The 26,707-nt window shown below is 58.6% G+C and carries 27 protein-coding genes; 6 read left to right on the plus strand and 21 right to left on the minus strand.

Annotation, left to right across the window (positions count from 1 at the left end; all coding sequences use genetic code 11):
* The 13 genes from tolB to ACIQY3_RS12480 all read right to left on the minus strand — a co-directional run.
* Positions 1-1,133 (minus strand): Tol-Pal system beta propeller repeat protein TolB (gene tolB, locus ACIQY3_RS12420; RefSeq protein WP_403019699.1); only part of this gene is annotated, 1,133 nt, incomplete at its 3' end.
* A 47-nt stretch (positions 1,134-1,180) separates the two neighbouring features.
* Entirely contained in the window at positions 1,181-2,260 is a 1,080-nt protein-coding gene (gene tolA, locus ACIQY3_RS12425; protein ID WP_163912563.1) for a cell envelope integrity protein TolA, read from the minus strand.
* Positions 2,260-2,712: a protein TolR gene (gene tolR / locus ACIQY3_RS12430; RefSeq protein WP_161807657.1), complete on the minus strand. Its 453-nt coding sequence runs from the start codon at positions 2,710-2,712 to the stop codon at positions 2,260-2,262. Before tolR ends, tolA begins: the two co-directional genes overlap by 1 nt.
* Positions 2,713-2,735: 23 nt before the next feature.
* Entirely contained in the window at positions 2,736-3,431 is a 696-nt protein-coding gene (gene tolQ, locus ACIQY3_RS12435; protein WP_054044990.1) for a protein TolQ, read from the minus strand.
* The gene (gene ybgC / locus ACIQY3_RS12440) at positions 3,421-3,888 is read right to left on the minus strand and encodes a tol-pal system-associated acyl-CoA thioesterase (protein ID WP_054044992.1); all 468 of its coding nucleotides are present in this window, start codon (positions 3,886-3,888) and stop codon (positions 3,421-3,423) included. The genes tolQ and ybgC overlap by 11 nt, the downstream gene beginning before the upstream one ends.
* Positions 3,889-4,026: 138 nt before the next feature.
* The gene (gene ruvB / locus ACIQY3_RS12445; RefSeq protein WP_403019700.1) at positions 4,027-5,088 is read right to left on the minus strand and encodes a Holliday junction branch migration DNA helicase RuvB; all 1,062 of its coding nucleotides are present in this window, start codon (positions 5,086-5,088) and stop codon (positions 4,027-4,029) included.
* On the minus strand, positions 5,089-5,706 hold the full coding sequence (ruvA, locus tag ACIQY3_RS12450) for a Holliday junction branch migration protein RuvA (protein ID WP_090187430.1): 618 nt from the start codon (positions 5,704-5,706) through the stop codon (positions 5,089-5,091).
* 114 nt (positions 5,707-5,820) lie between these two features.
* A complete protein-coding gene (ruvC, locus tag ACIQY3_RS12455) occupies positions 5,821-6,345 on the minus strand; it encodes a crossover junction endodeoxyribonuclease RuvC (RefSeq protein WP_054044997.1) in 525 nt (174 codons plus the stop codon).
* 156 nt (positions 6,346-6,501) lie between these two features.
* Positions 6,502-7,248, minus strand: a complete 747-nt coding sequence (locus ACIQY3_RS12460) for a YebC/PmpR family DNA-binding transcriptional regulator (RefSeq protein ID WP_008072427.1) — start codon at positions 7,246-7,248, stop codon at positions 6,502-6,504.
* A 120-nt stretch (positions 7,249-7,368) separates the two neighbouring features.
* The gene (gene aspS, locus ACIQY3_RS12465) at positions 7,369-9,144 is read right to left on the minus strand and encodes an aspartate--tRNA ligase (protein WP_403019702.1); all 1,776 of its coding nucleotides are present in this window, start codon (positions 9,142-9,144) and stop codon (positions 7,369-7,371) included.
* Positions 9,145-9,238: 94 nt separating this feature from the next.
* Entirely contained in the window at positions 9,239-9,460 is a 222-nt protein-coding gene (locus ACIQY3_RS12470; protein WP_010457489.1) for an FmdB family zinc ribbon protein, read from the minus strand.
* Positions 9,461-9,610: 150 nt separating this feature from the next.
* On the minus strand, positions 9,611-9,925 hold the full coding sequence (locus tag ACIQY3_RS12475) for a ribbon-helix-helix domain-containing protein (protein WP_403019704.1): 315 nt from the start codon (positions 9,923-9,925) through the stop codon (positions 9,611-9,613).
* A 267-nt stretch (positions 9,926-10,192) separates the two neighbouring features.
* Positions 10,193-10,663 carry a Dps family protein gene (locus tag ACIQY3_RS12480; protein WP_054045005.1) on the minus strand — a complete coding sequence of 157 codons (471 nt, stop codon included), beginning with the start codon at positions 10,661-10,663 and terminating at the stop codon, positions 10,193-10,195.
* Positions 10,664-10,967: 304 nt separating this feature from the next.
* On the opposite strand from ACIQY3_RS12480, the gene ACIQY3_RS12485 reads away from it, so the two are divergent.
* Positions 10,968-11,570, plus strand: coding sequence for a cold-shock protein (locus ACIQY3_RS12485; protein WP_054045007.1), 603 nt, complete (start codon positions 10,968-10,970; stop codon positions 11,568-11,570).
* Between the two features lie 74 nt (positions 11,571-11,644).
* On the opposite strand, the gene ACIQY3_RS12490 is transcribed toward ACIQY3_RS12485, so the two are convergent.
* Positions 11,645-11,851 carry a SlyX family protein gene (locus ACIQY3_RS12490; protein WP_054045009.1) on the minus strand — a complete coding sequence of 69 codons (207 nt, stop codon included), beginning with the start codon at positions 11,849-11,851 and terminating at the stop codon, positions 11,645-11,647.
* A 3-nt stretch (positions 11,852-11,854) separates the two neighbouring features.
* The gene (locus ACIQY3_RS12495; RefSeq protein WP_403019706.1) at positions 11,855-12,280 is read right to left on the minus strand and encodes an HIT domain-containing protein; all 426 of its coding nucleotides are present in this window, start codon (positions 12,278-12,280) and stop codon (positions 11,855-11,857) included.
* Between the two features lie 916 nt (positions 12,281-13,196).
* Between ACIQY3_RS12495 and ACIQY3_RS12500 the strand changes: the two genes are divergently transcribed.
* Positions 13,197-14,543, plus strand: a complete 1,347-nt coding sequence (locus ACIQY3_RS12500) for an OprD family porin (RefSeq protein ID WP_403019707.1) — start codon at positions 13,197-13,199, stop codon at positions 14,541-14,543.
* 142 nt (positions 14,544-14,685) lie between these two features.
* Here the strand turns inward: ACIQY3_RS12500 and ACIQY3_RS12505 are convergent, their stop codons facing one another.
* Both ACIQY3_RS12505 and ACIQY3_RS12510 read right to left on the minus strand, forming a co-directional pair.
* The gene (locus ACIQY3_RS12505; protein WP_403019709.1) at positions 14,686-15,528 is read right to left on the minus strand and encodes a mechanosensitive ion channel family protein; all 843 of its coding nucleotides are present in this window, start codon (positions 15,526-15,528) and stop codon (positions 14,686-14,688) included.
* Positions 15,529-15,700: 172 nt separating this feature from the next.
* Positions 15,701-16,186, minus strand: a complete 486-nt coding sequence (locus ACIQY3_RS12510; protein WP_054045015.1) for a YajQ family cyclic di-GMP-binding protein — start codon at positions 16,184-16,186, stop codon at positions 15,701-15,703.
* Between the two features lie 140 nt (positions 16,187-16,326).
* On the opposite strand from ACIQY3_RS12510, the gene ACIQY3_RS12515 reads away from it, so the two are divergent.
* The 3 genes from ACIQY3_RS12515 to ACIQY3_RS12525 are packed head-to-tail and all read left to right on the plus strand — an operon-like array spanning position 16,327 to position 19,910.
* Complete coding sequence (locus tag ACIQY3_RS12515) at positions 16,327-17,244, plus strand: putative 2-dehydropantoate 2-reductase (protein WP_403019710.1); 918 nt, start codon at positions 16,327-16,329, stop codon at positions 17,242-17,244.
* Between the two features lie 45 nt (positions 17,245-17,289).
* On the plus strand, positions 17,290-19,326 hold the full coding sequence (locus ACIQY3_RS12520) for an ATP-binding protein (RefSeq protein ID WP_403019712.1): 2,037 nt from the start codon (positions 17,290-17,292) through the stop codon (positions 19,324-19,326).
* A 2-nt stretch (positions 19,327-19,328) separates the two neighbouring features.
* Positions 19,329-19,910 carry a cob(I)yrinic acid a,c-diamide adenosyltransferase gene (locus tag ACIQY3_RS12525; RefSeq protein ID WP_403019713.1) on the plus strand — a complete coding sequence of 194 codons (582 nt, stop codon included), beginning with the start codon at positions 19,329-19,331 and terminating at the stop codon, positions 19,908-19,910.
* 119 nt (positions 19,911-20,029) lie between these two features.
* Here the strand turns inward: ACIQY3_RS12525 and ACIQY3_RS12530 are convergent, their stop codons facing one another.
* The 4 genes from ACIQY3_RS12530 to secA all read right to left on the minus strand — a co-directional run bounded on the left by ACIQY3_RS12530 (position 20,030) and on the right by secA (position 25,826).
* Entirely contained in the window at positions 20,030-20,974 is a 945-nt protein-coding gene (locus tag ACIQY3_RS12530) for a Nudix family hydrolase (RefSeq protein WP_403019714.1), read from the minus strand.
* A complete protein-coding gene (locus ACIQY3_RS12535; RefSeq protein ID WP_403019716.1) occupies positions 20,971-21,603 on the minus strand; it encodes a glutathione S-transferase family protein in 633 nt (210 codons plus the stop codon). The genes ACIQY3_RS12530 and ACIQY3_RS12535 overlap by 4 nt, the downstream gene beginning before the upstream one ends.
* A gap of 147 nt (positions 21,604-21,750) precedes the next feature.
* Positions 21,751-22,968, minus strand: a complete 1,218-nt coding sequence (gene argJ / locus ACIQY3_RS12540; RefSeq protein WP_403019718.1) for a bifunctional glutamate N-acetyltransferase/amino-acid acetyltransferase ArgJ — start codon at positions 22,966-22,968, stop codon at positions 21,751-21,753.
* A 122-nt stretch (positions 22,969-23,090) separates the two neighbouring features.
* Positions 23,091-25,826, minus strand: coding sequence for a preprotein translocase subunit SecA (gene secA, locus ACIQY3_RS12545; RefSeq protein WP_403019720.1), 2,736 nt, complete (start codon positions 25,824-25,826; stop codon positions 23,091-23,093).
* A 307-nt stretch (positions 25,827-26,133) separates the two neighbouring features.
* Between secA and ACIQY3_RS12550 the strand changes: the two genes are divergently transcribed.
* Entirely contained in the window at positions 26,134-26,589 is a 456-nt protein-coding gene (locus tag ACIQY3_RS12550) for a DUF721 domain-containing protein (protein ID WP_092278773.1), read from the plus strand.
* The last annotated feature ends 118 nt before the right edge of the window (positions 26,590-26,707 follow it).

Genomic DNA, 26,707 nt, shown 5'->3' on the forward strand with positions numbered 1-26,707 from the left:
GTGGCGTAGATTACCATGGTGCCGTTGGGCGCAACAGTAGGCGACTCGTCCAGAGTGCTATCAGTGAGGATTTTTACGCTTCCGCGCTGCAAATCCTGGGCCGCCACCTTGAAATTAGTGAAGCCATCCTGGCGGTGAATCATCACCAGGGTCTTTTCATCGGCCGAAAGTTTCGGGTTGGCGTTGTAGTTACCGATGAAAGTCACGCGTTCCGCACCGCCACCACCGACGCTGGTTTTGTAGATTTGTGGCTTGCCGCCACGGTCGGAGGTGAAGTAGATGGTCGAACCATCCTTGCCCCAGAACGGTTCGGTGTTGATGCCGGGACCGTTGGTGACGCGGGAGATCTGACGTGAACCCAGGTTCATCACATAGATGTCAGGGTTGCCGTCTTTCGACAGTACGAAGGCCAGGCGATTGCCATCCGGAGACCAGGCTGGCGCGCCATTCAGGCCTTCGAAGTTGGTGATCTGCTCACGGCGACCGGTGTCGATGTTCTGCATGAAGATGCGCGGACGCTTCTGCTCGAACGAAACATAGGCGATGCGCTTGCCATCCGGTGCGAAACGCGGCGACAGGATTGGCTCGCGCGATTGCAGCAGGGTCACGGCGCGGGCACCGTCATAGTCCGAACGTTGCAGTGTGTAGCGCGTGTTCTTCTCGGAGAAACGCTCGGCTGTCACGTACAGAAGACGCGTCGAGAACGCACCTTTAATACCGGTGAGTTTTTCGAACGACTGGTCCGCGATGTAGTGCGCCATGTCGCGCAGCTGATCGACGCTGCCCGACACGCTGCCGGTCAGCACTTGCTGCTCGGTGGCGACGTTGAACAATGCGTACTGGACCTGCAGGCGACCGCCCGCCGGAACAATGCTGCCGACCATGATGTACTGGGCGCTGATCGCCTTCCAGTCACGGAAAATGATTTCGCTGGCCTGGCTCGGCTGGCTGATCATTTGCTGCTTTGGAATCGGCGAGTAGTAGCCCGAGTTGCGCAGATCGTTACCAATGATTTCGGCCATGTCGTCCGGCAGGACAGTGCCGCCCTGGAAACCGAACGGCACTACCGCGATCGGGGTAGCCCGATCACTGCCGCTGGTGACCAGAATGTTTTTTTCATCTGCTACCGCCATCCCTGCCAGGCAGCAGATAACGACAAGCATTCCTCGAAGAAGGTTTCTCACAAGGCTAGATCCTCAGGTGTGAATGTCATCTTGAATGAACGATACGGAGCGAAATCGCTCGGCTTCATTCCCTGCATTTCTGTCAAACGTCCAATATTCTTGACCGCGGCCACAGCGGACGAGTCAAACGGACCATCGCCACTGGACTTGGCAACGCTGACCGAAGTCACCGTACCGTCCGGCAACATGCCGATTTGCAACACGACCGTCATGCCTTTGCGTGCCGAAGGTGGACGAGCCCAGCCTTCCGCTGCACGAGCACGAATCAGGTCATCGAAACTGCCGGCGACTTCGTCACCCTGCTCATCGGCCAACGCCTGCTGACGCTGTGGCGTGTCGGAAAGCAAATCAGCCAAGGCCTGGGCCTTTTTGTCTTCGGTCGATTTACGTGCCGCATCCTGCGATTTCTTCTTCGCAGCATCGGCAGCAGCTTTCTTCTTCGCTTCGTCGGCGACTTTCTTCTTCGCCTCTTCAGCTTCAGCTTTTTTCTTGGCGTCGTCCGCGGCTTTCTTCTTCGCGTCTTCGACGATCTTTTTCTTCGCTTCTTCAGCGGCCGCTTTCTTGGCCTCTTCTTCAGCAGCCTTCTTGGCTTCTTCTTCAGATTTCTTCTTGGCTATATCAGCCAATTGTTTCTCTTCGGCCTTTTTGGCTTCGGCGGTCTTCTTCGCTTCGTCGGCCTTCTTGGCTTCATCAGCCTTTTTCGCTTCCTCAGACTTCTTGGACTCGTCGGCCTTCTTGGCTTCCTCGGCTTTTTGAGCCGCTTCTTCTTTCTTTTGTTCCGCAGCCTTTACCGCTTCCTGCTCGACCTTCTTCTGTTCCATCTGTTCGACTTCGGTCTGGCGCGCAGCAGACTTCACCGCTTCACCCGCAATCTTCTGATTGGTCTGGGTGGTCGCCCGACTTTTCGATTTCAGCTGGTACAGGGTCGCCTGGACAATCGGCTTGGCCGGCGGCAACTCAGGCGTCATGGCGAAACTGACGAACAGCATGCCGAAAACCAGCACGTGCAAGCCAATCGCCCAGACACTAGGCCAGAAGTAGCTTTCCGAGGCTGTTGGCTCTCGTTGTTGCTGCATCAGGGCGCCTCGGTAATCAAGCCAACATTACCGACTCCGGCCTTCTGCAACCCGCCCATGGCGCCCATGACCGAACCGTAGTCGACGGTCTTGTCGCCACGAATGAAGACTTGGGTGTGCTTGCCGTTTTCGTTGCCGGCGCTGATGATTTTGGTCACGGCGCTGGTCATCTGCGGCAAGGTCATGGCCTTGTCCTGCTGCTTGTCGGTGTCGACTTCGCTGCCAAGGTTCCAGTAGTAGGTCTTGTCAGACTTGATCGAAATGGTCAGGACCTGGGTGTTGTTGTCCTGCGGCAAGGCTTCGCTGGAAACCTTGGGCAGATCAACTTTCACGCCCTGATTGAGCATCGGCGCGGTCACCATGAAGATGACCAGCAGTACCAGCATCACGTCGATGTAAGGCACTACGTTCATCTCGGCGACCGGCTTGCGCTTTTTGCGAGCTCGAGCGATTAAAGCCATTGGAAATTACCTGCTTATTCTTCGCTGGTGTGCACTTTGCGGTGCAGGATCGCCTGGAATTCGTCGGCGAAGGTGTAGTAACGGCTCAGCAGGGTTTCGCTGCGAGCAGCAAAACGGTTGTAAGCGATAACGGCCGGGATCGCTGCGAACAGGCCGATGGCGGTGGCCACCAGTGCTTCGGCGATGCCCGGGGCCACGGTGGCCAGGGTCGCTTGCTGGGCAGTTGCCAGGCCACGGAAGGAGTTCATGATGCCCCAGACCGTACCGAACAGACCGATGTACGGGCTGACGGAACCGACGGTGGCGAGGAACGGCAGGCTCTGCTCGAGCTTTTCTTCTTCGCGGGAAATGGCGACGCGCATGGCACGGGCCACGCCTTCCATGACCGCTTCCGGGTCAACGCCTGGCTGCTGGCGCAGACGGGAGAATTCCTTGAAACCGGCACGGAAGATCTGCTCGACGCCCGAATCCGGGTCAGGGTTGCTGCCGGCCTGACGGTAGAGTTTGGACAGGTCGATACCCGACCAGAAGCGCTCTTCAAAGCTCTCCAGGGCACGTCGACCGGCGCGCAGCAAGTTGCTGCGCTGAAAGATCATGATCCATGAGGTCACCGATGCGGCTACCAGAATCAGCATTACCAACTGCACCACGACGCTGGCATTGCTGACCAGGCTCCACATGGAGGAATGGTCGACGACGTTAGCTTCCACGCTTTATCTCCTGCTTTGAGTGTGTACCCGCGCCGCTCACGTCGGCAAAGGCCGCACGTAGAGCTTCGGGAATGGCCCGGGGTTTCAAACTGTTAGTGCGCACACAGGCCACCAAAAACTGCCCTTCACAGAGCAGCGCATTATCCGTAGCCCGCCTGACCTGCTGTTTAAAGCGCAGGCTGACACGGTTCAATTCGATTACTTCAGCGCTTACCAGCAGCTCGTCGTCCAGTCGCGCCGGCGCGTGGTAACGCGCTTCGCTGGAATGCACGACGAACAACAGGTCCTCCCCTGCCAGCTGGGATTGGGCAAAGCCCAGTTCCCGGAGCCGCTCGGTTCGAGCCCGTTCCATAAACTTGAGGTAATTAACGTAATACACGATGCCGCCCGCATCGGTGTCCTCGTAATAAACGCGACAACGATGTGCGAAAGGCTCAAGCCCGTTTTGCGCGCGCATACTCTAGTGCTTACTCCTCAGGTTGCCAATCCGGCGAGGCAACTGTTTTTCATTGTTCTGCGGCTTTCTAGTGAAAGATTCGTCATGTGAGCCAGTAGGACCACACAAACCCCCAATCGATCAGCCCGCAAACGTTAATTAATCGTCCACTGCATCGAGAAATTCGTCTACCACGGGCATCTCGCCCAATCGTGACGGAATGTTTAAACCGAAATGCAGATACGCGTGCCGGGTCACGACCCGCCCCCGCGGGGTACGCATGATATAGCCTTGCTGGATCAGGTACGGTTCCAGCACGTCTTCAATGGTGTGACGCTCTTCGCTGATAGCCGCCGCGAGACTGTCCACGCCAACCGGACCGCCGTCGAATTTCTCGATCATGGTCAACAGCAGACGCCGGTCCTGATGATCGAAGCCACGTTCGTCGACGTCCAGCAGGTTCAGGGCCAAGTCGGCGATCGGTTTGGTGATGTGACCCTTGGCGCGCACTTCGGCGAAATCCCGCACCCGGCGCAGCAACCGGTTGGCGATCCGCGGCGTACCACGGGCGCGACGGGCGATTTCGAAAGCACCCTCCGGGTCCAGCGGCAGGCCGAGAATGTTCGCCGAACGGCTGACAATCGTCGCCAGGTCGGCGGTGCTGTAGAACTCCAGGCGCTGGACAATCCCGAAGCGGTCGCGCAACGGGTTGGTCAACATGCCGGCGCGAGTGGTCGCGCCGACCAGGGTGAACGGCGGCAGATCCAGCTTGATCGAACGCGCGGCCGGCCCTTCGCCGATCATGATGTCGAGCTGGAAATCTTCCATGGCCGGGTACAGCACTTCTTCGACGATCGGCGACAGCCGATGGATTTCGTCGATGAACAGCACGTCGTGGGGCTCAAGGTTGGTCAGTAGCGCCGCCAGGTCACCCGGACGTTCAAGGACCGGGCCCGAGGTGCTTTTGATCGACACGCCCATTTCCTGGGCGATGATATTGGCGAGCGTAGTTTTACCCAGGCCCGGCGGACCGAAGATCAGCGTGTGGTCCAGGGATTCGCTGCGGCCACGGGCGGCCTGGATGAACAACTCCATTTGCTCGCGAACGGTCGGCTGGCCAATGTACTCGGCCAGGCTGAGGGGACGAATCGCCCGGTCCTGGACTTCCTCGCGGTCGCGAGGGCCAGGCGTGGCGGCAATCAGACGATCAGCTTCAATCACTTAAATCATTCCCTTCAGGGCACGACGAATCATGTCTTCACTGCTCAAACCTTTCTCCTTGATCGCGGAAATCGCCTTGCTGGCTTCCTGCGGCTTGTAGCCCAGGGAAATCAGCGCGCTGACCGCGTCATTTTCGGCGGTGGCCACCGGCGCCGGGGCATCCGGACCACCCGGCTGGTTGGGCACCAGGGCGAACATCGCCGGCACGGTTTCCCAAGCCTTGAAGCGGTCCTTGAGTTCCACCAACAGACGCTCGGCAGTCTTCTTGCCCACACCCGGCACCTTGGTCAGCGCCGAAGTGTCCTGGGACTGCACGCAGCGCACCAGCTCATCGACTTCCAGGCTCGACATCAAGGCCAGGGCCAATTTCGGCCCCACACCATTAAGACGGATCAACTCGCGAAAAAAGTCTCGCTCACGCTTGCCGTAGAAGCCATAGAGTAACTGCGCGTCTTCGCGTACGACTAAATGGGTGTGCAAGGTCAGCGGTTCACCGACCGACGGCAAGCGATACAGCGTGGTCATGGGCACTTCCAGCTCATACCCCAGGCCGTTTACATCCAGAATCAGGTGCGGCGGCTGTTTCTCAGCCAGGGTGCCGCGCAAGCGTCCAATCACGTTTCGAATCCTTGAGCGTTGGCCAGCCTGAGGCCAGCGACTGACAGAGTAAGGGTTTTGCGCCGACAACCCAGGCGCAAAACCCTCATCCCGTAAAAATGATTGCTGATGCTATCAGAGACGCAGGCGCCCGCCACGACTGCGTGCCGTGCCCAAGCCATGGGGCAGCAGGCTGGAACGGGTGTGAGCGTGGCAAATCGCGATGGCCAAGGCATCCGAGGCATCGATTTGCGGCTTGCTGGTCAATTTGAGCATATGCATGACCATCATTTGCACCTGCTCTTTATTCGCCGCACCAGTACCGGTTACCGCCTGCTTGACCTGGGTCGCGGTGTATTCAGCGATTTCCAGGCTTTCTTCGGCGCCGGCAACGATGGCGGCACCACGGGCCTGGCCCAGTTTCAGCGCGGAGTCGGCATTGCGGGCCATGAAGACCTTTTCGATGCCCATGGTCGTCGGGCCGTAGGTCTGGATGACTTCCCGCACGCCGCGATAGACGATTTGCAGACGTTCGTGCAACTCGCCGGAGCCGGTGCGAATACAGCCCGAGGCCACGTAGACGCAGCCGCGCCCGGTATCGCGTACCACGCCATAACCGGTGATGCGCGAACCGGGGTCGATACCAAGGATTAAAGTCATAACGCCTGCGGGTTCAGTAAAAGCAAGATATCCAATACACCAAATAAAATGTGGGAGCGAGCCTGCTCGCGAAAGCGGTTTCATATTCAGCAACGATGTTGCCTGAAAATCCGCATTCGCGAGCAGGCTCGCTCCCACATTGAATCCTGGTCGCCCTTAACCCAGTTGCGCGGCAACCGACTCCGGAATGTCCGCGTTGGAGTAGACGTTCTGCACGTCATCCAGGTCTTCCAGCATGTCGATCAGCTTGAGCACCTTCTCTGCACCTTCCAGGTCCAGTTCGGCACTGGTGGTCGGCAGCATCACGATTTCCGCGTCATCGCCTTTGAAACCGGCGGCTTCCAAGGCGTTACGCACCGAGTAGAACCCGGCGAACGAAGTGAACACATCAATCGAGCCGTCTTCATGGGTGACCACGTCATCCGCGTCGGCTTCCATGGCCGCTTCCATCAGCGCGTCTTCATCGACGCCCGGAGCGAAGGAAATCTGGCCCTTGCGCTCGAACAGATAGGCCACCGAACCGTCGGTGCCCAGGTTGCCGCCGCACTTGCTGAATGCGTGGCGAACCGCGGCTGCGGTGCGGTTACGGTTGTCGGTCATGCACTCGACCATCACCGCCACACCGCCCGGGCCGTAACCTTCATAGGTCAGCTCGACCATGTCGTCGGTATCGGCCGCACCGGCACCGCGGGCCACTGCGCGATCAATGATGTCGCGACTCATGTTCGCGCCGAGGGCCTTGTCCAGGGCCAGGCGCAGACGCGGATTGGAACCCGGATCGCCGCCGCCCTGACGGGCCGCAACGGTCAGCTCACGAATCCACTTGGTGAAAATCTTGCCCTTCTTGGCATCCTGACGTTCTTTGCGGTGCTTGATGTTCGCCCACTTGGAATGACCCGCCATATCTCGCTCCGAATTCTCTTTGAAACATTGCCCGCCGCGCGTTGAGCGCCAGCCAGCAACAAAAAAATCTCGACCTGTAAAAAAGGCGCATCCCATGAGGATGCGCCTTCAGGGTCAGCCTTACTCAGCCTTTGGCGTTTCGCGCAGACGAATGTGCAATTCGCGCAATGCCTTGGCATCTACAGCACCCGGTGCCTGAGTCATGACATCAGCCGCGCTCTGGGTTTTCGGGAACGCGATGACTTCACGGATCGACTGGGCGCCGGTCATCAGCATTACCAGACGGTCCAGACCGAAGGCCAGGCCACCGTGGGGCGGCGCGCCGTATTTCAGGGCGTCGAGCAGGAAGCCGAATTTCTCTTCCTGTTCCGCTTCATTGATACCCAACAGGCGGAACACGGTCTGCTGCATTTCCTTGCGGTGGATACGGATCGAACCGCCACCCAGCTCGGTGCCGTTCAGGACCATGTCGTAGGCACGGGACAGAGCGATGGCCGGGTTGGCTTCCAGCTCTTCCGGGGTGCACTTCGGCGCGGTGAACGGGTGGTGCAAGGCGGTGAAGCTGCCGTCTTCGTTCTCTTCGAACATCGGGAAGTCGACAACCCACATCGGTGCCCACTTGCAGGTCAGCAGGTCCAGGTCGTTACCGACCTTGATCCGCAGCGCGCCCAGGGCTTCGCTGACGATCTTAGCTTTGTCGGCACCGAAGAACACGATGTCGCCGTCAACCGCGCCAACGCGATCGAGGATCACATTGAGGTTGGCTTCAGGGATGTTCTTGACGATAGGCGATTGCAGGCCTTCGACGCCTTTGGCGCGCTCGTTGACCTTGATGTACGCCAGGCCCTTGGCACCGTAGATGCCGACGAACTTGGTGTAATCGTCAATCTGCTTGCGTGGCATGCTCGCCCCGCCTGGAACGCGCAGAGCGGCAATGCGGCATTTCGGGTCGTTGGCCGGACCGCTGAACACCTTGAAGTCGACTTCTTTCAGTTGGTCGGCAACGTCAACCAGTTCCAGCGGGTTACGCAGGTCTGGCTTGTCGGAACCGTAACGGCGCATGGCTTCTTCGAAGGTCATGTGCGGGAAGTCGCCGAATTCCAGGTCCAGCACTTCCTTGAACAGGTTGCGGATCATTTTTTCGGTGATGGCCATGATCTCTTTTTCATCGAGGAAGCTGGTCTCGATGTCGATCTGGGTGAACTCAGGCTGACGGTCGGCACGCAGGTCTTCGTCGCGGAAGCACTTGGCGATCTGGTAGTAACGGTCGAAGCCGGCGACCATCAGCAGCTGCTTGAACAGCTGTGGCGATTGCGGCAAGGCGAAGAAAGAACCGGCGTGAGTACGGCTCGGCACCAGGTAGTCGCGAGCGCCTTCTGGTGTGGCACGGGTCAGGATCGGCGTTTCGACGTCGAGGAAGCCATTCTCGTCCAGGAAGCGACGGATGCTGGTGGTCATGCGCGAACGCAGGCGCAGCTTCTCGAGCATTTCCGGGCGACGCAGGTCGAGGAAGCGATAACGCAGGCGGGTTTCTTCGCCGACGTCGGAGAATTCGTTGAGCGGGAACGGCGGGGTTTCCGATTCGTTCAGCACTTCAAGCTCGTAGCCCAGCACTTCGATCATGCCCGACGCCATGTTGGCGTTGGTGGCACCGGCCGGACGCAGGCGCACCTTGCCAGTGACCTTGACCACGTATTCGCTGCGCACACGGTCGGCGACGGCGAAGGTTTCAGCGCGGTCCGGGTCGAACACAACCTGGGCCAGACCATCACGATCACGGATATCGAGGAAAATCACCCCACCGTGGTCACGGCGACGGTGAACCCATCCGCAAAGGGTAATTTCCTGGCCTTCCAGGGCTTCGTTCAGTTGGCCGCAATAATGGCTGCGCATCATGGTAGTGGTTTCACTTCTCGTAATCGAAATTCGGTTGGAGGCCTTGCAGATGATGCAAGAGCTCGCGCGTGTCGTTCAACTCAGGTTCCAGACCTTAGTCAGCTTTGTCGCCGCCGGCCAGATTCTTCTTGGAACCGGTCTTGAAGTCGGTTTCATACCAACCGGTGCCGCTGAGGCGGAAACCCGGCATGGACAGCATCTTCTTGAGCTCTGGCGCCTGGCACGCAGGGCAGTCGACCAGCGGTGCTGCGCTGATCTTTTGAATGGCTTCCAACTGATGACCACAGGAAGCACATTGATAGTCGTACATCGGCATGGGGGTTGTCTCGGCGATCAGATTGCTACCGCTTACGCTGGGTTTTGCGGCAAAGAGCGGGATTATATCCATTAAATGCAGCCTGTGCAGCCGTAAGACTGCACAGACTGACATACCACCTGTTCCAGGCCGAAACCTGTGAGCCCGACGTTACTTCAAGCTGTGCACGACACACACGACGCGCACCAGACCGGTGAAATTCTTCACCCCGCCGTGACGCAAATGCACTTCGCGATCCACGTGGGACAACAGTGCACTGACCGAGCAGCCATTGAGCGTGGCCATTTCGCCGAGGATTTCCCAATACACCTGCTCAAGCCGCAGGCACGTCGCAAAACCGTTCAGGCGTACCGATCGGGCTAAGGGCTTGGCCAACCCCATATCGAATTCACTGACGAACGGGTCAATCTTTATCGCCGGTTGCGCACCGAGCCTCCATTCGCTGCCACTTTCTCCATAAACCATCGCGCTGACACTCCTTTGTCATACCTGATTTTCATAAGAGCAATCTCCTGTTTCCTTATAAAAACGCAGGCGCAAAGTTATATCCAGATGACTTTATGACCATCAACGTAGGATAAGCCAACAATGAAGTGAGGATCATGGACACGGTCCTACGTCGGACCATTTCCTACGAAACCCGGGAAATTTTCTTCAGCCGAAAGGGCGTTTATCTGAGAGAAAAAGCTGTGTGCGAACAACGCCCCCGGCGCCATTCGCACACTGGCGTGATTACTGATCGAGCAGCGAGCGCAACATCCACGCGGTTTTTTCATGAACCTGCATACGCTGGGTCAGCAGGTCCGCCGTGGGCTCGTCGCTGACCTTGTCCAGCAACGGGAAGATCCCGCGGGCGGTCCGGGTCACCGCTTCCTGCCCATCGACCAACTGCTTGATCATGTCTTCGGCGCTGGGTACGCCCTCTTCTTCCTTAATAGAAGAAAGACGGGCATACACCGAATAGGCGCCGGGTGCTGGAAAGCCCAGTGCGCGAATGCGCTCGGCAATCGAATCGACCGCCAGGGCCAACTCATTGTATTGCTCCTCGAACATCAAGTGCAGGGTGCGAAACATCGGGCCCGTGACGTTCCAGTGGAAGTTATGGGTTTTCAAATACAGCACATAAGTGTCCGACAACAGCCGCGACAGCCCGTCGACGATGGACTTGCGATCCTCTTCACTGATACCGATATCGATTGCCATGCTTATCCCCTAATGAAATTCATCCGACAAGTGCAAGACCACTGTAGCAAGGCTGTCCACACCCTGCAGCCATGGATGGCCGGCCAACCTGCGACAAATCGCCCCCGGGGACACCGCCGGACCGCCTGATTTGAGTAGCCGCGGGCTTTGCTGTTAAATAGGCAGTGTGTCGCTACGCCCCTATTTTTCGGGGTGCAGCGCATAGGCTGATAGCGGGTACGTGTCCACCGCCTCTTATTGTTTTGAAGCGGACCGTGCTCAATCAGCTCTTCCTTGTGATCCGTCTTAACGTGAGTCAATCAAAATGTTGAAAATCGTCCACCTGCTAATGGGCGCAGCTGCTTTGCTGCTGTCCTTCTTCCCTAGCTTGCAACCCGAAGCTGTTCCTTACCTGCAACAACCCGATGCGCTGTACCTGGCCTTTTTCGGCCTGCTCAACCTGACCCTCGCTCCGGTTATCCCATACTGGAACAAAGGTCCTCGTCACCAACTGCAAAACCTGGTCAGTGCCCTGCTGGTCCTGGCTGTTGTCCTGCAAACCCTGACCCTGATCGCGAAGATGCCTTTTATCGCCGGCCAACCTTCCGTTCTGTTCAGCCTGCTGACTGCCGTGGTCGCCGTCCTTCTGCACCTGGCCATCAGCTTCTACAAATCGTCACCGGCCGCCGCCTCGCCTAGCTATGACATGAGCAACCGCGATACCGGCACCGTCAAGTGGTTCAACACCTCCAAAGGCTTCGGCTTTATCTCCCGGGATTCCGGCGATGATATTTTCGTGCACTTCCGGGCCATTCGTGGCGAAGGTCACCGCGTCCTGGTCGAAGGCCAGCGCGTGGAGTTCTCCGTCATGAATCGTGACAAAGGCCTGCAAGCCGAAGATGTGATTGCCGCACTGCCCCGTCGCTGATCCCGAGCGATAAAAAAACCGCGAACAGCCTGGCTGTTCGCGGTTTTTTATTGCCCGACGTTTCGCCGGCCCACTCAATAATGCGGCGGCGGGGCCTCTTCCTCGGAGGACTCGAACTGCCCGGCCATTTCTTCCTGGCGCCGCAGCAGCGCGGCCATTTGCAGTTGCAGGCGCTCGACCACCCGCTGTTGCGTCACCAGGATATCGTTCAATGACTGAATGGTGTCGTCCTGGAACGCCAGTTGGCTTTCCAGATCGTTGACGCGTTCTTCCAGGCTCATGGCTCAGCCCTCCAGAAACGTGAAGTGATCGGTCAGGACCAGGCGCAGTCGTTCGCGAATCACCGCGACCTGCTCGGCACTGTAGGGCGTGGCCGGGTGTTTGCCCCAGACCGGGGCTGGCCAGGCGGCGTCCTCGCGTTTGCGCACAATCACATGCATATGCAACTGGCTGACGACATTACCCAGAGTCGCGACATTCAACTTGTCGGCGTCGAACGAGTCCTTGAGCATTTCCGCCAGGGCGGTGGTTTCCTGCCACAGCTGCTGCTGATCGGCGACATCCAACTGAAACAACTCGCTGATATCTTCGCGGCGCGGCACCAGGATGAACCAGGGGTAGTTCGAATCGTTGGACAAGAGCAGCCGGCAGAGTGGGAAGTCTCCGATCGGTAAGGTGTCTTGTTGAAGTCGTGGATCTAAAGCGAACACTGTGCGCACTCCCGCCGGTTTCATCATTTTTCAGCTTAGCGCCCCTCAATTGAGGCTGCGCGCCAAGCGACAGGACCGCAGCATACCTGCGAATGCACCGAGCTTCACGACCAACCTTGGTCGACGTCCGCGCGAATAATTCTGCTGAGCGGAGCTCGCGCCCCGACATGAGACATTTTTCGCCGGAGCGCACCATTACAGAACCGCTGCTGCGACAAAAAATGCCGAAGTGACCGATGAACACTCATCGGTTCGCAGGCTACCGATCGCCGCACTGTATGAATTCAGCACAGCGATTAAAATTTTTTGCACCAAAACCGCACATCACGTCTACGCTGAGAGCGTCGGGGATCCGCCGATTACTCACTTTTGGGGTGAACCGGTAACGTTTTTTGTGGTCGCGCTATTGTCATGATGGCGCAACACCATGCAACGGACGGCGTCAAGTGCAAACAAAACGCGCTTGAAACCCCCGGTTTTATGAGGTTTTTACAGCTGCAAACGGGCCTTCGGAAAAAAACAGTGACAGATTTCTGATTTGAGCACGCTTGTTGCATTCACACCTATATCGCCTGCAAAGCGTCCGCTGGAAGTGGAAGCTCTCAGGCAAATAAAAACAGCGGCAGGGTTGCCCGATGGAGATTCAAACGTTTCACCAGGGACTCTTTTTACCAGTGCTCAAGGCTTGGAAAACAACGCTAAAGTTGTCAATCCGCTTGCATTGGGGCAGTGAATTTGCGACATCTACCAAGCCATTTGCGACAGGGTCGTAAAGAAGCTGAAAGGATAGATACGCAAGTATCGCCAACATTGTCGGCGTGATATAAGTTTGCGCCGACACAAAAAGAAAGAGCCGCCCAGATAATAAAACAGGTGGGACGGCAGTACTCTTCTAAAACCAAAGGAGCAAATCACGATGCGCGTGATGAAGTGGAGCATGATCGCACTGGCAGTTGCAGCAGCAGCCAGTACTCAATTGGCTACGGCCGCACCTTTCGTAAGTGACCAGTCTGAAGCCAAGGGTTTTGTTGACGACGCCAAGTTGAACTTGCTGGTTCGCAACTATTACTTCAACCGTGACAACAAGAATGGCGGCCGCGACCAAAAAGACTGGACCCAGGGCATTTGGGGCAACTTCAGCTCCGGTTACACCCAGGGTACTGTTGGTGTTGGCGTTGACGCATTCGGCTACCTGGCCATCAAACTGGATGGCGGCGATGGCACTTCCGGCTCGGGTAACATGAGCCGTAGCGACACCGTTAACGCTAACGGCGGCCGCGACGTCAATGACAGCCAGGGTAAAGCAGGCGCAGCGATTAAATTCCGCGTCTCCAAAACCGAGCTGAAAGTCGGCGACATGCAGCCAAGTACTGCTCCAGTGTTCGCTGTAGGCGGTTCCCGTATCCTTCCGCAAACTGCCAGCGGTTTCCAACTGCAAAGCAGCGAAGTCAAAGATCTTGACCTCGAAGCCGGTCACTTCTACTCGGGTACCAGCCAAGACAAAAACGCCCATGACGGCGGCGTGTTTGCAACCTACGCAGGCGTTGAAGCTGACACCATCGACTACTTCGGTGGCAAATACGGCATCACCGAAAACCTGAGCGCATCGTTGTATGGCGCCAAGCTGGAAGATATCTGGAACCAGTACTACGCGAACGTGAACCTCACCACCCCAATCAGTGGTGACACCTCGCTGAACACTGACTTCAACATCTATCGCACCACCGACACCGGTGACGCGAAAGCCGGTGACATCAGCAACACCGCGTTCTCGCTGGCTACTGCTCTCTCGTTCCTGAAAGCACACACCATCACCCTGGCCTTCCAGAAGGTTAATGGCGATACCCCGTTCGACTACATCGGTATCGGCAAGAACAACCGTGGCGGCGACTCGATCTTCCTCGCCAACTCCATCCAGTACTCTGACTTCAACGCCCCTGGCGAGAAGTCTGCCCAGATCCGTTACGATCTGAAAATGGCTGAGTACGGCGTTCCTGGTCTGAGCTTCATGACCCGTTACGTAACCGGTTGGGACATCGACGGTACCCACACCCCGGCTGGCAGTGCTTACACTGGCCTGTACGGCGAAGACGGCAAGCACCACGAAACCAACTTCGAAGCCAAGTACGTAGTTCAATCTGGCCCAGCGAAAGACCTGTCTTTCCGCCTGCGTCAAGCTTGGCACGTAGCTAACGCCGACGAAGGTGAAGGCGACGTTAAAGAGTTCCGCCTGATCGTTGACTACCCGCTGTCGGTTTTGTAATCGCATCCAGTTAGTTTGCGGTAACAAACAAAAAGGCCCATCTTCGGATGGGCCTTTTTTATTTGACTGCGGTTTACGCTTAATTGATTAGCTTGCTACTCAATAAGCCTGACTGTTAAGTCAGGCATGAGTCGCACTCACCTCAATTCACCGATGCTTCCTGAACCACACGAATAACTCGCTGCGGGAACGGAATATCGATACCAGCCGTTTTCAAACGATCACGGGACTGTTCATTGAACATGAACATCACATCCCAGTAATCCGCGGTCTTCACCCACACTCGCAGGGAAACAGTAATCGAACTGTCGCCCAGGGTAGAAATGACGGCTTGTGGCGCAGGTTCCGCCAGGATTCGTTCATCTTTGGCCAGTTCCAACAACACTTCGCGGGCCTTCTGCAAGTCCGCTTCGTAGTCCACGCCTACATCGAACACGACTTTGCGGGTTGGCTGACGGTTGGTGTTGGTGATGATGCCGTTCGACAGATTACCATTCGGGACAATGATGGTTTTGTTGTCGCCAGTGCGCAGCACGGTATGGAAAATCTGAATGCTGTCCACCGTACCGGCAACGCCTTGGGCTTCGATCCAGTCACCAATGCGGAACGGACGGAACAACAGAATCAGCACGCCGCCCGCGAAGTTCGCCAGGCTGCCCTGCAACGCCAGACCAATGGCCAGGCCGGCCGCACCGATGGCTGCGACGAACGAGGTGGTTTCCACACCGATCATCGAAGCCACGCTGACAATCAGCAAAACCTTGAGAATGATGTTGGCCAGGCTGCTGATAAAGCCTTGCAGCGCCAAGTCGGCATTGCGCAGGGCCAGCAGACCGCCGAGCTTTTGCGTGACTTTATTGATCAGCCACCAGCCGATGCCCAGAGTTATCACCGCCAGCAGCACACGGCTGCCATATTCCATGATCATCGGGATCCAGGCTTGAGACGCCTTGACCAGATTGTCTACTTCAGCATTCAAATCCATCTACTTTCTCCTGATTCCCGGCCATCCGGCACGCGAAAAATAAGCGGCATAAAGGACTGCCGGGGTTAAGCACAATCCAGTGTGGGAGCGGGCTTGCTCGCAAAGGCCGTGTCAGTCGAAATCATTGCTGAATGACACACCGCTTTCGCGAGCAAGCCCGCTCCCACAATGGTCAGTCGCGGAAGTTGTTGAACTGCAGCGGCATGTCGAACGTCTTGGCGCGCAGGGCCGCGATGGCTTCCTGCAAATCGTCGCGCTTCTTGCCGGTGATGCGTACTTGCTCGCCCTGGATGGAGGCCTGGACCTTGAGTTTGGCGTCCTTGACGTGAGCGACGATTTTCTTCGCCAGCTCTTTGTCGATGCCTTCCTTGAGGACGGCTTCCTGCTTCATCAGCTTGCCCGACGCATAGGCGTCCTTGACCTCAAGGCACTGCACGTCGATCTTGCGCTTGACCAGGGACAGCTTGAGGATCTCGATCATCGCTTCAAGCTGGAAGTCGGCTTCAGCGGTCAGGTTGACGGTCAGGTCCTTTTCCTTGAACTCGAAGGTGCCCTTGCCTTTCAGGTCATAACGACGATCGAGTTCCTTGACGGCGTTCTCGACCGCGTTGGTGACTTCGTGTTTGTCCAGTTCGGATACCACGTCGAACGACGGCATGTAGTTTCTCCAATAAAAAGGCGCGCGCGATCACGATGGCGCGCGCTTGGCTTGCGGTTAAAATCGGGCTCATTATAACGGGTCTTTCCCCACCGATACTGCGAGCCTCACATGCCAGCCTCAAACCGAGCAAAAAGCTGATGTCCATGACCTGGCATGTCCTCGGCGCCGGCAGCCTTGGCACCTTGTGGGCCACCCGCCTGGCGCGGGCCGGCGTTCCGGTGCGGTTAATTGTGCGCGATGAGCAACGCTTGCAGGCGTATCGGGCGGCCGGTGGCCTGACGCTGGTGGAGCACGGCGAAGCAAAAATCTATGAGATCCCCGGCGAAACGTCCGACAGCAGCGAACCGATCAATCGCCTGCTGGTGGCCTGCAAAGCCTACGACGCCGTGCACGCCGTGGCCCGCCTGGCGCCGCGCCTGGCCCCCGGTGCCGAGCTGATTCTGTTGCAGAACGGTCTCGGCAGTCAGGATGCAGTCGCCGCGCAGGTGCCCCAGGCCCGCTGCATCAGCGCTTCGAGCACCGAAGGCGCATTTCGTGATGGCGACTGGCGCGTGGTGTTCGCCGGTCACGGTTACACCTGGCTGGGGGATGCCAGCCATCCGGTGGCGCCGATCTGGCTGGAAGACCTGACGGCCGCCGGAATCCCCCACGAGTGGACGACCGACATTCTTACCCGTCTGTGGCGAAAACTCGCGCTCAACTGTGCGATTAATCCGCTGACCGTGCTGCACGACTGTCGCAATGGCGGTTTGCAGCAGCACCATTGCGAAGTGGCCACCCTTTGCGCCGAGCTGACCGAATTGCTGGAGCGCTGCGGGCAACCGGCTGCCGCCGAACATCTGCAACAGGAAGTTGAACGGGTGATCCAGGCCACCGCCGCCAATTACTCATCGATGTATCAGGATGTCGCCAACCAGCGCCGCACCGAAATCAGCTATCTATTGGGCCATGTCTGCAAAGTCGCGGCGCGGCACCAGTTGAACCTGCCGCATCTCAATCAGCTTGAAGCAAGGTTGACCGCCCATCTGCACAGCCTTGGATTGCCCAGCGACTGAGCAGCGGCTACGCTGGCCACTTGTTCCTTTGCAGCGATGAACCTGATGCCACTGCGCCAGCGCCTCGAAAACCTCCCTGTCGGCCAGAAACTGCTGGCCGCCCTGCTGGTGCTGTTGATCACCGTCCTGCTGGTCGCCAACCTGACCTTTATCAGCGCCGCGTACTACATTTCCCAGGAAAGCATGGCGCCCCAAGCCCTGCAGACCATCGGCCGGCTGGTGTCGAACCCGAGCCTGGTGTCCGAGGCATTGAAATCGCCGCAAAGCGCCGAACGTCTGCTCAACGAACTCAACAGCTACTCGCCGTTGCGCGCAGCAGCGCTGTATGACGGCGATGGTGTGCGCCTTGCCCAGTTGCAGCACGGCGAAAAGCTCAAGTTGCCGGAGCGCTACCGGCATATCGAAGCGTGGCAAGCCACGGAGTTTCGCAGCAATCAAATCATCACCCTGCCCCGCCCCGGCACCGAGCCGGGCCACCTGTTGCTGGTGGCAAGTAGCGAACTGCCAGTGGCGTTCTACACCGGCACTCTGACCGCCAGCCTGGGCATCCTGATCTTCAGCGTGTTGCTGTGGCTGGTGATCGCCCGGCAGATCAAGCGCCTGATCACCCGGCCGATCCATGAACTCGAAGAGTTGTCCCGGCAGGTCACCCGGGAAGAGAACTACGCCTTGCGCGCCTCCCGGGGCAACCATGACGAAATCGGCAGCCTCGCCGAGGCGTTCAACACGATGCTTTCGCGCATTGAAGCCCGGGAACAGCAGCTCAAGCGCGCCCGGGACGATTCCCAGGCCGCTTATGATCAGGCCCAGGGCCTGGCGGAAGAAACCCGTCACACCAACCGCAAACTGGAACTGGAAGTCCAGGTGCGGAGCAAGATCGAGAAGAAACTCACCGGGTTCCAGAATTACCTCAACAGCATCATCGACTCCATGCCGTCGGCCCTGATCGCCCTCGACGAACAGCTCTATGTCACCCAGTGGAATCAGGAGGCCAGTGCCTTGTCCGGCACGCGCCTGGATGAAGCCCTGAACCAGCCGATCTTCCTCGCGTTCGAACCGCTCAAGCCGTTCCTGCCGCAACTCAAGCAAACCGTCGAACAGCACACCGTGGCCAAGATCGAGCGGGTGACGTGGTTCAAGGACGATGAAGCCAAGCACTACGCCCTGACCTTCTACCCGCTGATGGGCGGCGCCGGGCGTGGTGTGGTGATCCGGATCGACGACATCACCCAGCGCCTGTCCCTGGAAGAAATGATGGTGCAGTCGGAAAAAATGCTCTCGGTCGGCGGTCTCGCCGCCGGCATGGCCCACGAGATCAACAACCCGTTGGGAGCAATCCTGCACAACGTGCAAAACATTCGCCGCCGCCTGTCCCCGGACCTGCCGAAAAACCTGGAGCAAGCCGAACACGTCGGCGTCGAACTGGAAACGGTCAACCAGTACCTGCAAGCCCGGGAAGTGCCGCAATTGCTCGATGGCATCCAGCAGGCTGGGGCGCGGGCGGCGAAGATTGTCACGCACATGCTCAGCTTCAGCCGTCGCAGCACCCGCCAGATGGCGCCGTGCGACCTGCCGGCGTTGATCGATCAAGCGGTGGAAATCGCCGGTAACGACTTTGATCTGGCCATCGGTTTCGACTTCAAGGGCCAGGCGATCATTCGTCAGTTCGACCCAGCGCTGGGCCCGGTGCCCGGAACCGCCAACGAATTGGAACAGGTGCTGCTCAACCTGCTGAAAAACGCGGCCCAGGCGATTCATCAACGGGAAGACGATCGCGAACCGGGTCGGATCATCCTGCGCACCAAGCTCAATCCACCCTGGGCGGAAATCCAGGTCGAGGACAACGGCATCGGCATGAGCGAGAACGTGCGCAAACGCACCTTCGAGCCGTTCTTCACCACCAAGGAAATCGGCCAGGGCACCGGCCTCGGGCTGTCGGTGTCGTATTTCATCATCACCAACAACCACAAGGGTCAGATGGAAGTCCAATCGACCCTCGGCCAAGGCACCTGCTTCACCTTGCGCCTGCCGTTGGCGGGCACCCCGCTCGTCTCCCAAGAACTCAATCAGCTATCGAGGTAACCATGGGCTTTCGCCTGTCGAAGATTTACACCCGCACCGGCGACACAGGCGAAACCGGCCTGGGCGATGGCCGTCGCGTGCCCAAGGATCACCCGCGAATCGAAGCGATTGGCGAAGTCGATACGCTGAACAGTCAGGTGGGTGTTTTGCTGGCCGGGCTGGAAGCGGAAAGCGCTGCTTATCCAGGCTTGAAGGAAGTGATCGAGGTACTGGCGCCGTGTCAGCATCGGTTGTTCGACCTTGGCGGTGAACTGGCAATGCCGGTGTATCAGGCGCTGAATGCGGTGGAAATCGAACGGCTGGAAGCGGCGATCGATGTGTGGAATGAAGAACTGGGGCCGCTGGAGAATTTCATTCTGCCGGGCGGTTCGGCTTTGATTGCCCAGGCTCACGTTTGCCGCAGCCTGGCTCGCAGTGCGGAGCGGCGGTGTCAGCATTTGAATGCGCTTGAGCCGTTGGCCGGGGTGGGCCTGGCGTATATCAATCGGTTGTCGGATTTGCTGTTTGTGGTGGCGCGGCTGATTGCCAAGCGCCAGGGGATTGCCGAGATTCTTTGGCAGCCGGCGGCAAAGCCTGAGGTTTAGTCGCCGTATGTAAGGACGCCTTCGCGAGCAAGCCCGCTCCCACATTGGATTTGTGAACGCCACAGATCCAATGTGGGAGCGGGCTTGCTCGCGAAGGGGCCAGCAGCCTCAACGCAGAATCAGGCCTCAGGCCAAAACGCCCGAATCCCCGCCACACCCTGCGCCCCAATTTCCCAAGCCTTCTGCCGCTCCGCCGGGCCAACACCACCCAGCAAGAACACCGGTTTGCTGGAGCCTGCGATCAGGGTTTCAGCCTGTTCCCAACCCAACGGCTGGCCATCCGGATGCGTCTGAGTCACTTGCACCGGCGACAGGGTCACGAAGTCCACGCCCATCTGCTCGGCCAACGCCAGTTCTTCCGCGTTATGGCAGGACGCCGCCAACCAGCGCGACGCCGGCAACGGGCGACCGGCCGACGCGTACTTGCGTAACTGCGCGGCGGTGATGTGCCAACCGGCGGACGGGAAGTCGCCCAGCCACTCGAACGGTCCCTTGATCATCAACTGCGCCTTGCCGGCACACAGCCCCGCCGCGTCTACCGCCAGATCCCGATACTTCGGGTCGTAGCCGTTGGGTGCCCGCAACACGATCAATTTGATACCACCGGCAATCGCTTTCTGAATACCGCGCAGCAGAGCCGGGGTTTCCAGGTCTTCGGGGGTAATCAGGTATTCCGCCGGCAGTCGTGCCGCGGCGACGATCGGCTGGTTGGCCGCCGGGAACTCGTAGTTCAGCAAATCACGGGGTGCGACCCACTCCAGCGGCTGGCCTTCGGCGCCGTGGGGCTCGCCGGTAAACGCCGAGACTTCCCAGACATCCAGCAACACCTGTTTGTCCGGGTAGTCGTGTTGAACCTTGATCAGCGGCCGCGCCGCTTCGACGACAATGCCCAACTCTTCCTGAAGCTCACGGGCCAGGGCGGTTTCGACCGATTCGTCGGCCTCGACCTTGCCACCGGGAAACTCCCACAAACCGCCCTGGTGCTGGGTGTCGGCACGCCGGGCGATAAGGATCTTGCCAGCGCTGTTACGGATAACAGCGGCGGCGACGTGTACTCGTTTCACTGCCCTACCTCCTCCAGTCCGGCCTTCTGCCAGGCCTTGAAGGCTGGCCATTGGTAAATGGTTTCGACGTAGGCTTCAGCCACCGCCGGCAATTTCACCCGGTAGGTGCGCAGACGCACGGCAATCGGCGCGAAGTACGCATCCGCCAGGGTGGCACCGCCAAACAGGAACGGACCGGCTTCAGTAGCGACGGCACGGCATTCAGCCCACAACGCCAGCATGCGCTCGATTTCCGCCTGAACGTCAGGCGGGGTTGATGGCAGCGCTTCGTCACGGCTCAGGTCGAACGACATGTTGCTGCGCAAGGCGAAGAAACCGCTGTGCATCTGCGCGCAAGCCGAACGGGCCTGGGCGCGGGCGGCGACGTCCTTGGGCCAGAGGCCGGCGTCGGGAAACTGCTCGGCCAGGTACTCGGCAATCGCCAGGGAGTCGGCGATGACCCCGTGTTCGGTTTTCAGCAGCGGGACTTTGCCGGTCGGCGAATGCTTGAGCACGCGCTCACGGGTGTCGGGCTGGCCGAGTTTGATCAGCTCTTCGGTGTAGGGTGCGCCGGTCAGTTCGAGGGCCAAGGCACTGCGCAGGGACCAGGAGGAAAGCAGTTTGTCGCCGATGATCAGGTGGAGGCTCATGTTTTGGCGCCTTTTGGAGAAGGTAGCAGCCAGAATCTCTAGCGTCTGGTAGTCCGTCTTCGCGGGCAAGCCCGCTCCCACATTGGATTTGTGTACACCTCAATATCCTGTGGGAGCGGGCTTGCTCGCGAATGGAGCGACTCGGTCTTAAGTCCGGTACTCCGCGTTGATCTTCACGTATTCGTGGGACAGGTCGGTGGTCCAGATGGTTTCGCTGCAATCGCCGCGACCCAGTTCGATACGGATGGTGATTTCTTCCTGCTGCATCACCGCAGAGCCTTGGGCTTCGGTGTAGGTTTCAGCGCGGGCACCACGGCTGGCGATGCACACTTCGCCGAGGAATACGTCGATCTTGCTCACGTCCAGGTCCGGCACGCCGGCACGACCAACAGCAGCCAGGATGCGGCCCCAGTTCGGGTCGGAGGCGAACAGCGCGGTCTTGATCAATGGCGAGTGCGCCACGGTGTAGCCGACGTCCAGGCATTCCTGGTGATTGCCGCCGCCGTTGACTTCAACGGTCACGAACTTGGTCGCGCCTTCGCCGTCACGCACGATGGCCTGGGCCACGTCCATGCACACTTCGAACACCGCTTGCTTCAGCTTGGCGAACAATTCACCGCTGGCGGAAGTGATTTCCGGCAGTGCGGCCTGACCGGTGGCGATCAGCATGCAGCAGTCGTTGGTCGAGGTGTCGCCGTCGATGGTGATGCGGTTGAACGACTTGTTTGCACCGTCCAGCAGCAGGTTTTGCAGGACTTCGCGGGAGACTTTGGCATCGGTAGCGATGTAGCCGAGCATGGTCGCCATGTTCGGACGGATCATGCCCGCGCCTTTGCTGATGCCGGTGACGGTAATGGTCACGCCGTCATGCTGGAACTGGCGGCTGGCGCCCTTCGGCAGGGTGTCAGTGGTCATGATGCCGGTAGCAGCGGCTTCCCAGTTATTCACCGACAGGTCGTCGAGGGCGGCTTGCAACGCGCCTTCGATTTTCTCGACCGGCAGCGGCTCGCCGATCACACCGGTGGAGTACGGCAGCACCAGGCTGGCATCGACGCCGGTCAGTTCAGCCAGTTTCGCGCAGGTGCGCTCGGCTGCTGCCAGGCCAGGTTCGCCGGTGCCGGCGTTGGCATTGCCGGTGTTGGTCAGCAGGTAACGCACCGGGCCTTGCACGCGTTGCTTGGCCAGGATCACGGGAGCGGCGCAAAACGCGTTCAGGGTGAACACACCTGCAACGGTGGAACCTTCGGCACAGCGCATGACCACGACATCCTTGCGCCCCGGGCGCTTGATGCCGGCCGAAGCGATACCGAGTTCAAAACCGGCAACCGGGTGCAACGTTGGCAAAGGACCAAGACCAACAGCCATGAATGCGCTCCTTAATAAATGATGTCTGCACCGCTTTCAGGAAGAACGGTGGTTTAAATGGCAAAACGCCGCGACGGCTGATGCCGGTCGCGGCGCGGGTATTTCAGCGGTTGAAACGGGTTTTACTGGATCTGCCCGTGGCAATGCTTGAATTTCTTGCCCGAACCGCAGTAGCACAGTTCGTTACGGCCCAGCTTCTGTTCGTTGCGTACTGGTGCGGTGGCGAGGGCGACATCGACCTCTTCACCCAGCAGTTCCGGTTGCTCGAGACCCGGCGCTTCGTCGTGCTGGAACTGCATGCGGGCGGCCAGTGCTTCGGCTTCCTGACGCAGGCGTTGTTCTTCTTCGATCGGATCTTCGCGGCGAACCTGAACGTGGGACAGCACACGGATCGAGTCGCGCTTGATCGAATCCAGCAGCTCGGAGAACAGCGTGTACGACTCGCGCTTGTACTCTTGCTTCGGGTTCTTCTGCGCATAACCACGCAAGTGGATGCCGTGACGCAGGTGATCCATGGTCGACAGGTGGTCTTTCCACAGGTCGTCGAGGACACGCAGGACGATTTGCTTCTCGAAGGTGCGCAGCGCTTCAGCGCTCGCTTGCTCTTCTTTCTCGTTGTACGCCGCCAGCAGCTCGGTCATGAGCTTCTCGCGCAGGGTTTCTTCGTACAGGTGATCGTCTTCGTCGAGCCATTTCTGGATCGGCAGCGCCACACCGAAGTCGCTCTGCAACGCGGCTTCCAGACCGGCAACGTCCCACTGCTCAGGCAACGATTGCGGTGGAATGTGCGCGCTGACGGTAGCGTTGAGCACGTCCTGACGGAAGTCAGCGATGGTTTCGCCAATGTTGTCGGCGGCCAGCAACGTGTTACGCATGTGATAGATCACTTTACGCTGTTCGTTGTTGACGTCATCGAACTCGAGCAGTTGCTTGCGAATGTCGAAGTTGCGGCCTTCAACCTTGCGCTGGGCCTTCTCGATGGCGTTGGTCACCATGCGGTGCTCGATCGCTTCACCGGACTGCATGCCCAGGGCCTTCATGAAGTTCTTCACCCGATCAGAGGCGAAGATGCGCATCAGGCTGTCTTCCAGGGACAGGTAGAAACGGCTGGAACCGGCATCACCCTGACGACCGGCACGACCACGCAACTGGTTGTCGATACGGCGCGATTCGTGACGCTCGGATGCAATCACCTGCAAGCCACCGGACTCCAGCACTTGCTGGTGACGCTTCTGCCAGTCGGCCTTGATCTGGGCGATTTGCTCAGGTGTCGGGTCTTCCAGGGAAGCCACTTCCACTTCCCAGTTACCGCCCAACAGGATGTCGGTACCACGACCGGCCATGTTGGTGGCGATGGTCAGTGCGCCTGGGCGACCGGCCTGGGCAATGATCTCGGCTTCCTTTTCGTGGAACTTGGCGTTCAGAACCTTGTGTTCGATGCCTTCTTTCACGAGCAGGCTGGACATGTGTTCCGACGTTTCAATGGTCGCAGTACCCACCAGCACCGGACGGCCCTGGGTCATGCATTCCTTGATGTCGGCCACGATGGCCGCGTATTTCTCGTCCGCGGTGAGGAACACCAGGTCGTTGTAGTCTTTACGCGCCAGCGGCTTGTTCGGCGGGATAACCATCACCGACAGACCGTAGATCTGGTGGAATTCGAACGCTTCGGTGTCAGCGGTACCGGTCATGCCGGACAGCTTGTTGTACAGACGGAAGTAGTTCTGGAACGTGGTCGAGGCCAGCGTCTGGCTTTCGGCCTGGATATTCAGGTTTTCCTTGGCTTCGATGGCCTGGTGCAGGCCTTCGGAAAGACGACGGCCCGGCATGGTACGGCCGGTGTGTTCGTCGACCAGTACAACCTGACCGTCCTGCACGATGTATTCGATGTTGCGATGGAACAGCTTGTGCGCACGCAGCCCCGCATAAACGTGGGTCAGCAGGCCCAGGTTATGCGCCGAGTACAGGCTCTCGCCTTCGGCCAGCAGGCCGATACGGGTGAGCATTTCTTCGACGTACTGGTGACCGGCTTCGTTGAGTTCGACCTGACGGGTCTTCTCGTCGACGGTGTAGTGGCCAGCCTTGGTGACTTCGCCTTCGACTTCTTCGACGTGCAGTTCCAGTTGCGGGATCAGTTTGTTGATCTCGACATACATCTTGGAGCTGTCTTCAGCCTGACCGGAAATGATCAGCGGGGTACGGGCTTCGTCGATGAGGATGGAGTCGACTTCGTCGATCACGGCAAAATTGAGTTCGCGCTGGAATTTTTCTTCCATGCTGAACGCCATGTTGTCGCGCAGGTAGTCGAAACCGAATTCGTTGTTGGTGCCGTAGGTGATATCGGCGGCGTAGGCCAGGCGTTTCTCTTCCGGCGGCTGGAATGGGGTGACCACGCCGACCGTCATGCCGAGGAATTCGTAGAGCGGACGCATCCAGTTGGCGTCGCGACGGGCCAGGTAGTCGTTCACGGTAACAACGTGCACGCCTTTCCCGGACAGCGCGTTCAGGTAAACGCCCAGTGTTGCCACCAGGGTCTTGCCTTCACCGGTACGCATTTCCGCGATCATGCCTTCATGCAAGGTCATGCCGCCGATCAGCTGGACATCGAAGTGACGCATACCCATGACGCGCTTGCCGGCTTCGCGGGCGACCGCAAAGGCTTCTGGCAACAGCTTGTCGAGGGTTTCCCCTTTGGCGATGCGGGCCTTGAACTCATCTGTCTTGGCACGCAATTGATCGTCCGAAAGGGCCACCATTTGCTCTTCGAAGGCATTGACGAGTTGCACCGTCTTGAGCATGCGTTTGACTTCACGCTCATTCTTGCTTCCAAAAAGTTTCTTTAACAAAGGCGCAAACATATCGGCAGGATCTTCCACACTAAAGGGATGGAGGGCGGCCCCGTGAGTCGCCCGTGCAGCCCTCATGGCCGCATGCGAACGAGCATTCTACCCGGAAACGATGGTGAGGAAAGTGGCGTTATTCCACGATGCATGCACTGCGCTGTTACGGGGCTCACTTAAAATAAGGGCTTTTTGCTGAACTTCAAGCCATTCACGGTAGAAGTTACTTGTTGATTTAATGGGTAAAGCGCTCGCAAAGCAATGGGTCAGGCGTATCGGGTGCTTTCTGCTACCATGGCCGCTCTGTTACTTCAGGTGTCTGATCATGGCATTTCGCCCTCTCACGGCCAGAGCACCCGCCGTTCTGCTTCGCGAAGCCAAACCGCTGAAAGCCATTTTCGGCCATGCTCAACGCCTGGGTCATTTACAACGTCTGGTGGAAAGCCAGTTGCAGCCTGCCGCGCGTGAACATTGCCACGTGGCCTCGTGGCGCGAAGGCAGTTTGTTGCTGATTGTCACCGACGGTCATTGGGCGACACGCCTGCGTTATCAACAAAAGCGCCTGCAACGGCAATTGCAGTTGTTCGATGAGTTCGCCAGCCTGACCCGGATCCTGTTTAAGGTGCAACCACCGACCGTCCAACAGGGCGCGGCAGGGCATACCATCAGTTTGTCCAGCGATGCGGGGGCGACGATCCAGGCGACGGCTGACGGGATCAGCGATCCGAATTTGCGCGCGGCACTGGAACGGCTTGCAGCGCACGCCAAACCCAAGGATTGACCCAAATCCCTTGTGGGAGCGGGCTTGCTCGCGAAGAGGGAGTGTCAGTCGACATTATTGTTGAATGACACAGCGCATTCGCGAGCAAGCCCGCTCCCACATTTTGATTGTGTCCGCT

The sequence above is a fragment of the Pseudomonas sp. NPDC096950 genome, from assembly GCF_044762525.1.
In the GTDB taxonomy this organism is placed as follows: domain Bacteria; phylum Pseudomonadota; class Gammaproteobacteria; order Pseudomonadales; family Pseudomonadaceae; genus Aquipseudomonas.

Bases quoted from the DNA above. Each gene is read 5' to 3' on its own strand.
- ACIQY3_RS12480 (WP_054045005.1), bottom strand. From the start codon at position 10,663: ATGGCAATCGATATCGGTATCAGTGAAGAGGATCGCAAGTCCATCGTC.
- ACIQY3_RS12505 (WP_403019709.1), bottom strand. From the start codon at position 15,528: ATGGATTTGAATGCTGAAGTAGACAATCTGGTCAAGGCGTCTCAAGCC.
- ACIQY3_RS12460 (WP_008072427.1), bottom strand. From the start codon at position 7,248: ATGGCGGGTCATTCCAAGTGGGCGAACATCAAGCACCGCAAAGAACGT.
- aspS (WP_403019702.1), bottom strand. From the start codon at position 9,144: ATGATGCGCAGCCATTATTGCGGCCAACTGAACGAAGCCCTGGAAGGC.
- ACIQY3_RS12550 (WP_092278773.1), top strand. From the start codon at position 26,134: ATGGCATTTCGCCCTCTCACGGCCAGAGCACCCGCCGTTCTGCTTCGC.
- ACIQY3_RS12535 (WP_403019716.1), bottom strand. From the start codon at position 21,603: ATGAGCCTCCACCTGATCATCGGCGACAAACTGCTTTCCTCCTGGTCC.
- ybgC (WP_054044992.1), bottom strand. From the start codon at position 3,888: ATGCGCGCGCAAAACGGGCTTGAGCCTTTCGCACATCGTTGTCGCGTT.
- ruvC (WP_054044997.1), bottom strand. From the start codon at position 6,345: ATGACTTTAATCCTTGGTATCGACCCCGGTTCGCGCATCACCGGTTAT.
- ACIQY3_RS12470 (WP_010457489.1), bottom strand. From the start codon at position 9,460: ATGCCGATGTACGACTATCAATGTGCTTCCTGTGGTCATCAGTTGGAA.
- argJ (WP_403019718.1), bottom strand. From the start codon at position 22,968: ATGGCTGTTGGTCTTGGTCCTTTGCCAACGTTGCACCCGGTTGCCGGT.
- secA (WP_403019720.1), bottom strand. From the start codon at position 25,826: ATGTTTGCGCCTTTGTTAAAGAAACTTTTTGGAAGCAAGAATGAGCGT.
- ACIQY3_RS12475 (WP_403019704.1), bottom strand. From the start codon at position 9,925: ATGGTTTATGGAGAAAGTGGCAGCGAATGGAGGCTCGGTGCGCAACCG.
- tolA (WP_163912563.1), bottom strand. From the start codon at position 2,260: ATGCAGCAACAACGAGAGCCAACAGCCTCGGAAAGCTACTTCTGGCCT.
- ACIQY3_RS12490 (WP_054045009.1), bottom strand. From the start codon at position 11,851: ATGAGCCTGGAAGAACGCGTCAACGATCTGGAAAGCCAACTGGCGTTC.
- ACIQY3_RS12520 (WP_403019712.1), top strand. From the start codon at position 17,290: ATGCCACTGCGCCAGCGCCTCGAAAACCTCCCTGTCGGCCAGAAACTG.
- ACIQY3_RS12510 (WP_054045015.1), bottom strand. From the start codon at position 16,186: ATGCCGTCGTTCGACGTGGTATCCGAACTGGACAAACACGAAGTCACC.
- ACIQY3_RS12515 (WP_403019710.1), top strand. From the start codon at position 16,327: ATGTCCATGACCTGGCATGTCCTCGGCGCCGGCAGCCTTGGCACCTTG.
- ACIQY3_RS12485 (WP_054045007.1), top strand. From the start codon at position 10,968: ATGTTGAAAATCGTCCACCTGCTAATGGGCGCAGCTGCTTTGCTGCTG.
- ACIQY3_RS12525 (WP_403019713.1), top strand. From the start codon at position 19,329: ATGGGCTTTCGCCTGTCGAAGATTTACACCCGCACCGGCGACACAGGC.
- ACIQY3_RS12500 (WP_403019707.1), top strand. From the start codon at position 13,197: ATGCGCGTGATGAAGTGGAGCATGATCGCACTGGCAGTTGCAGCAGCA.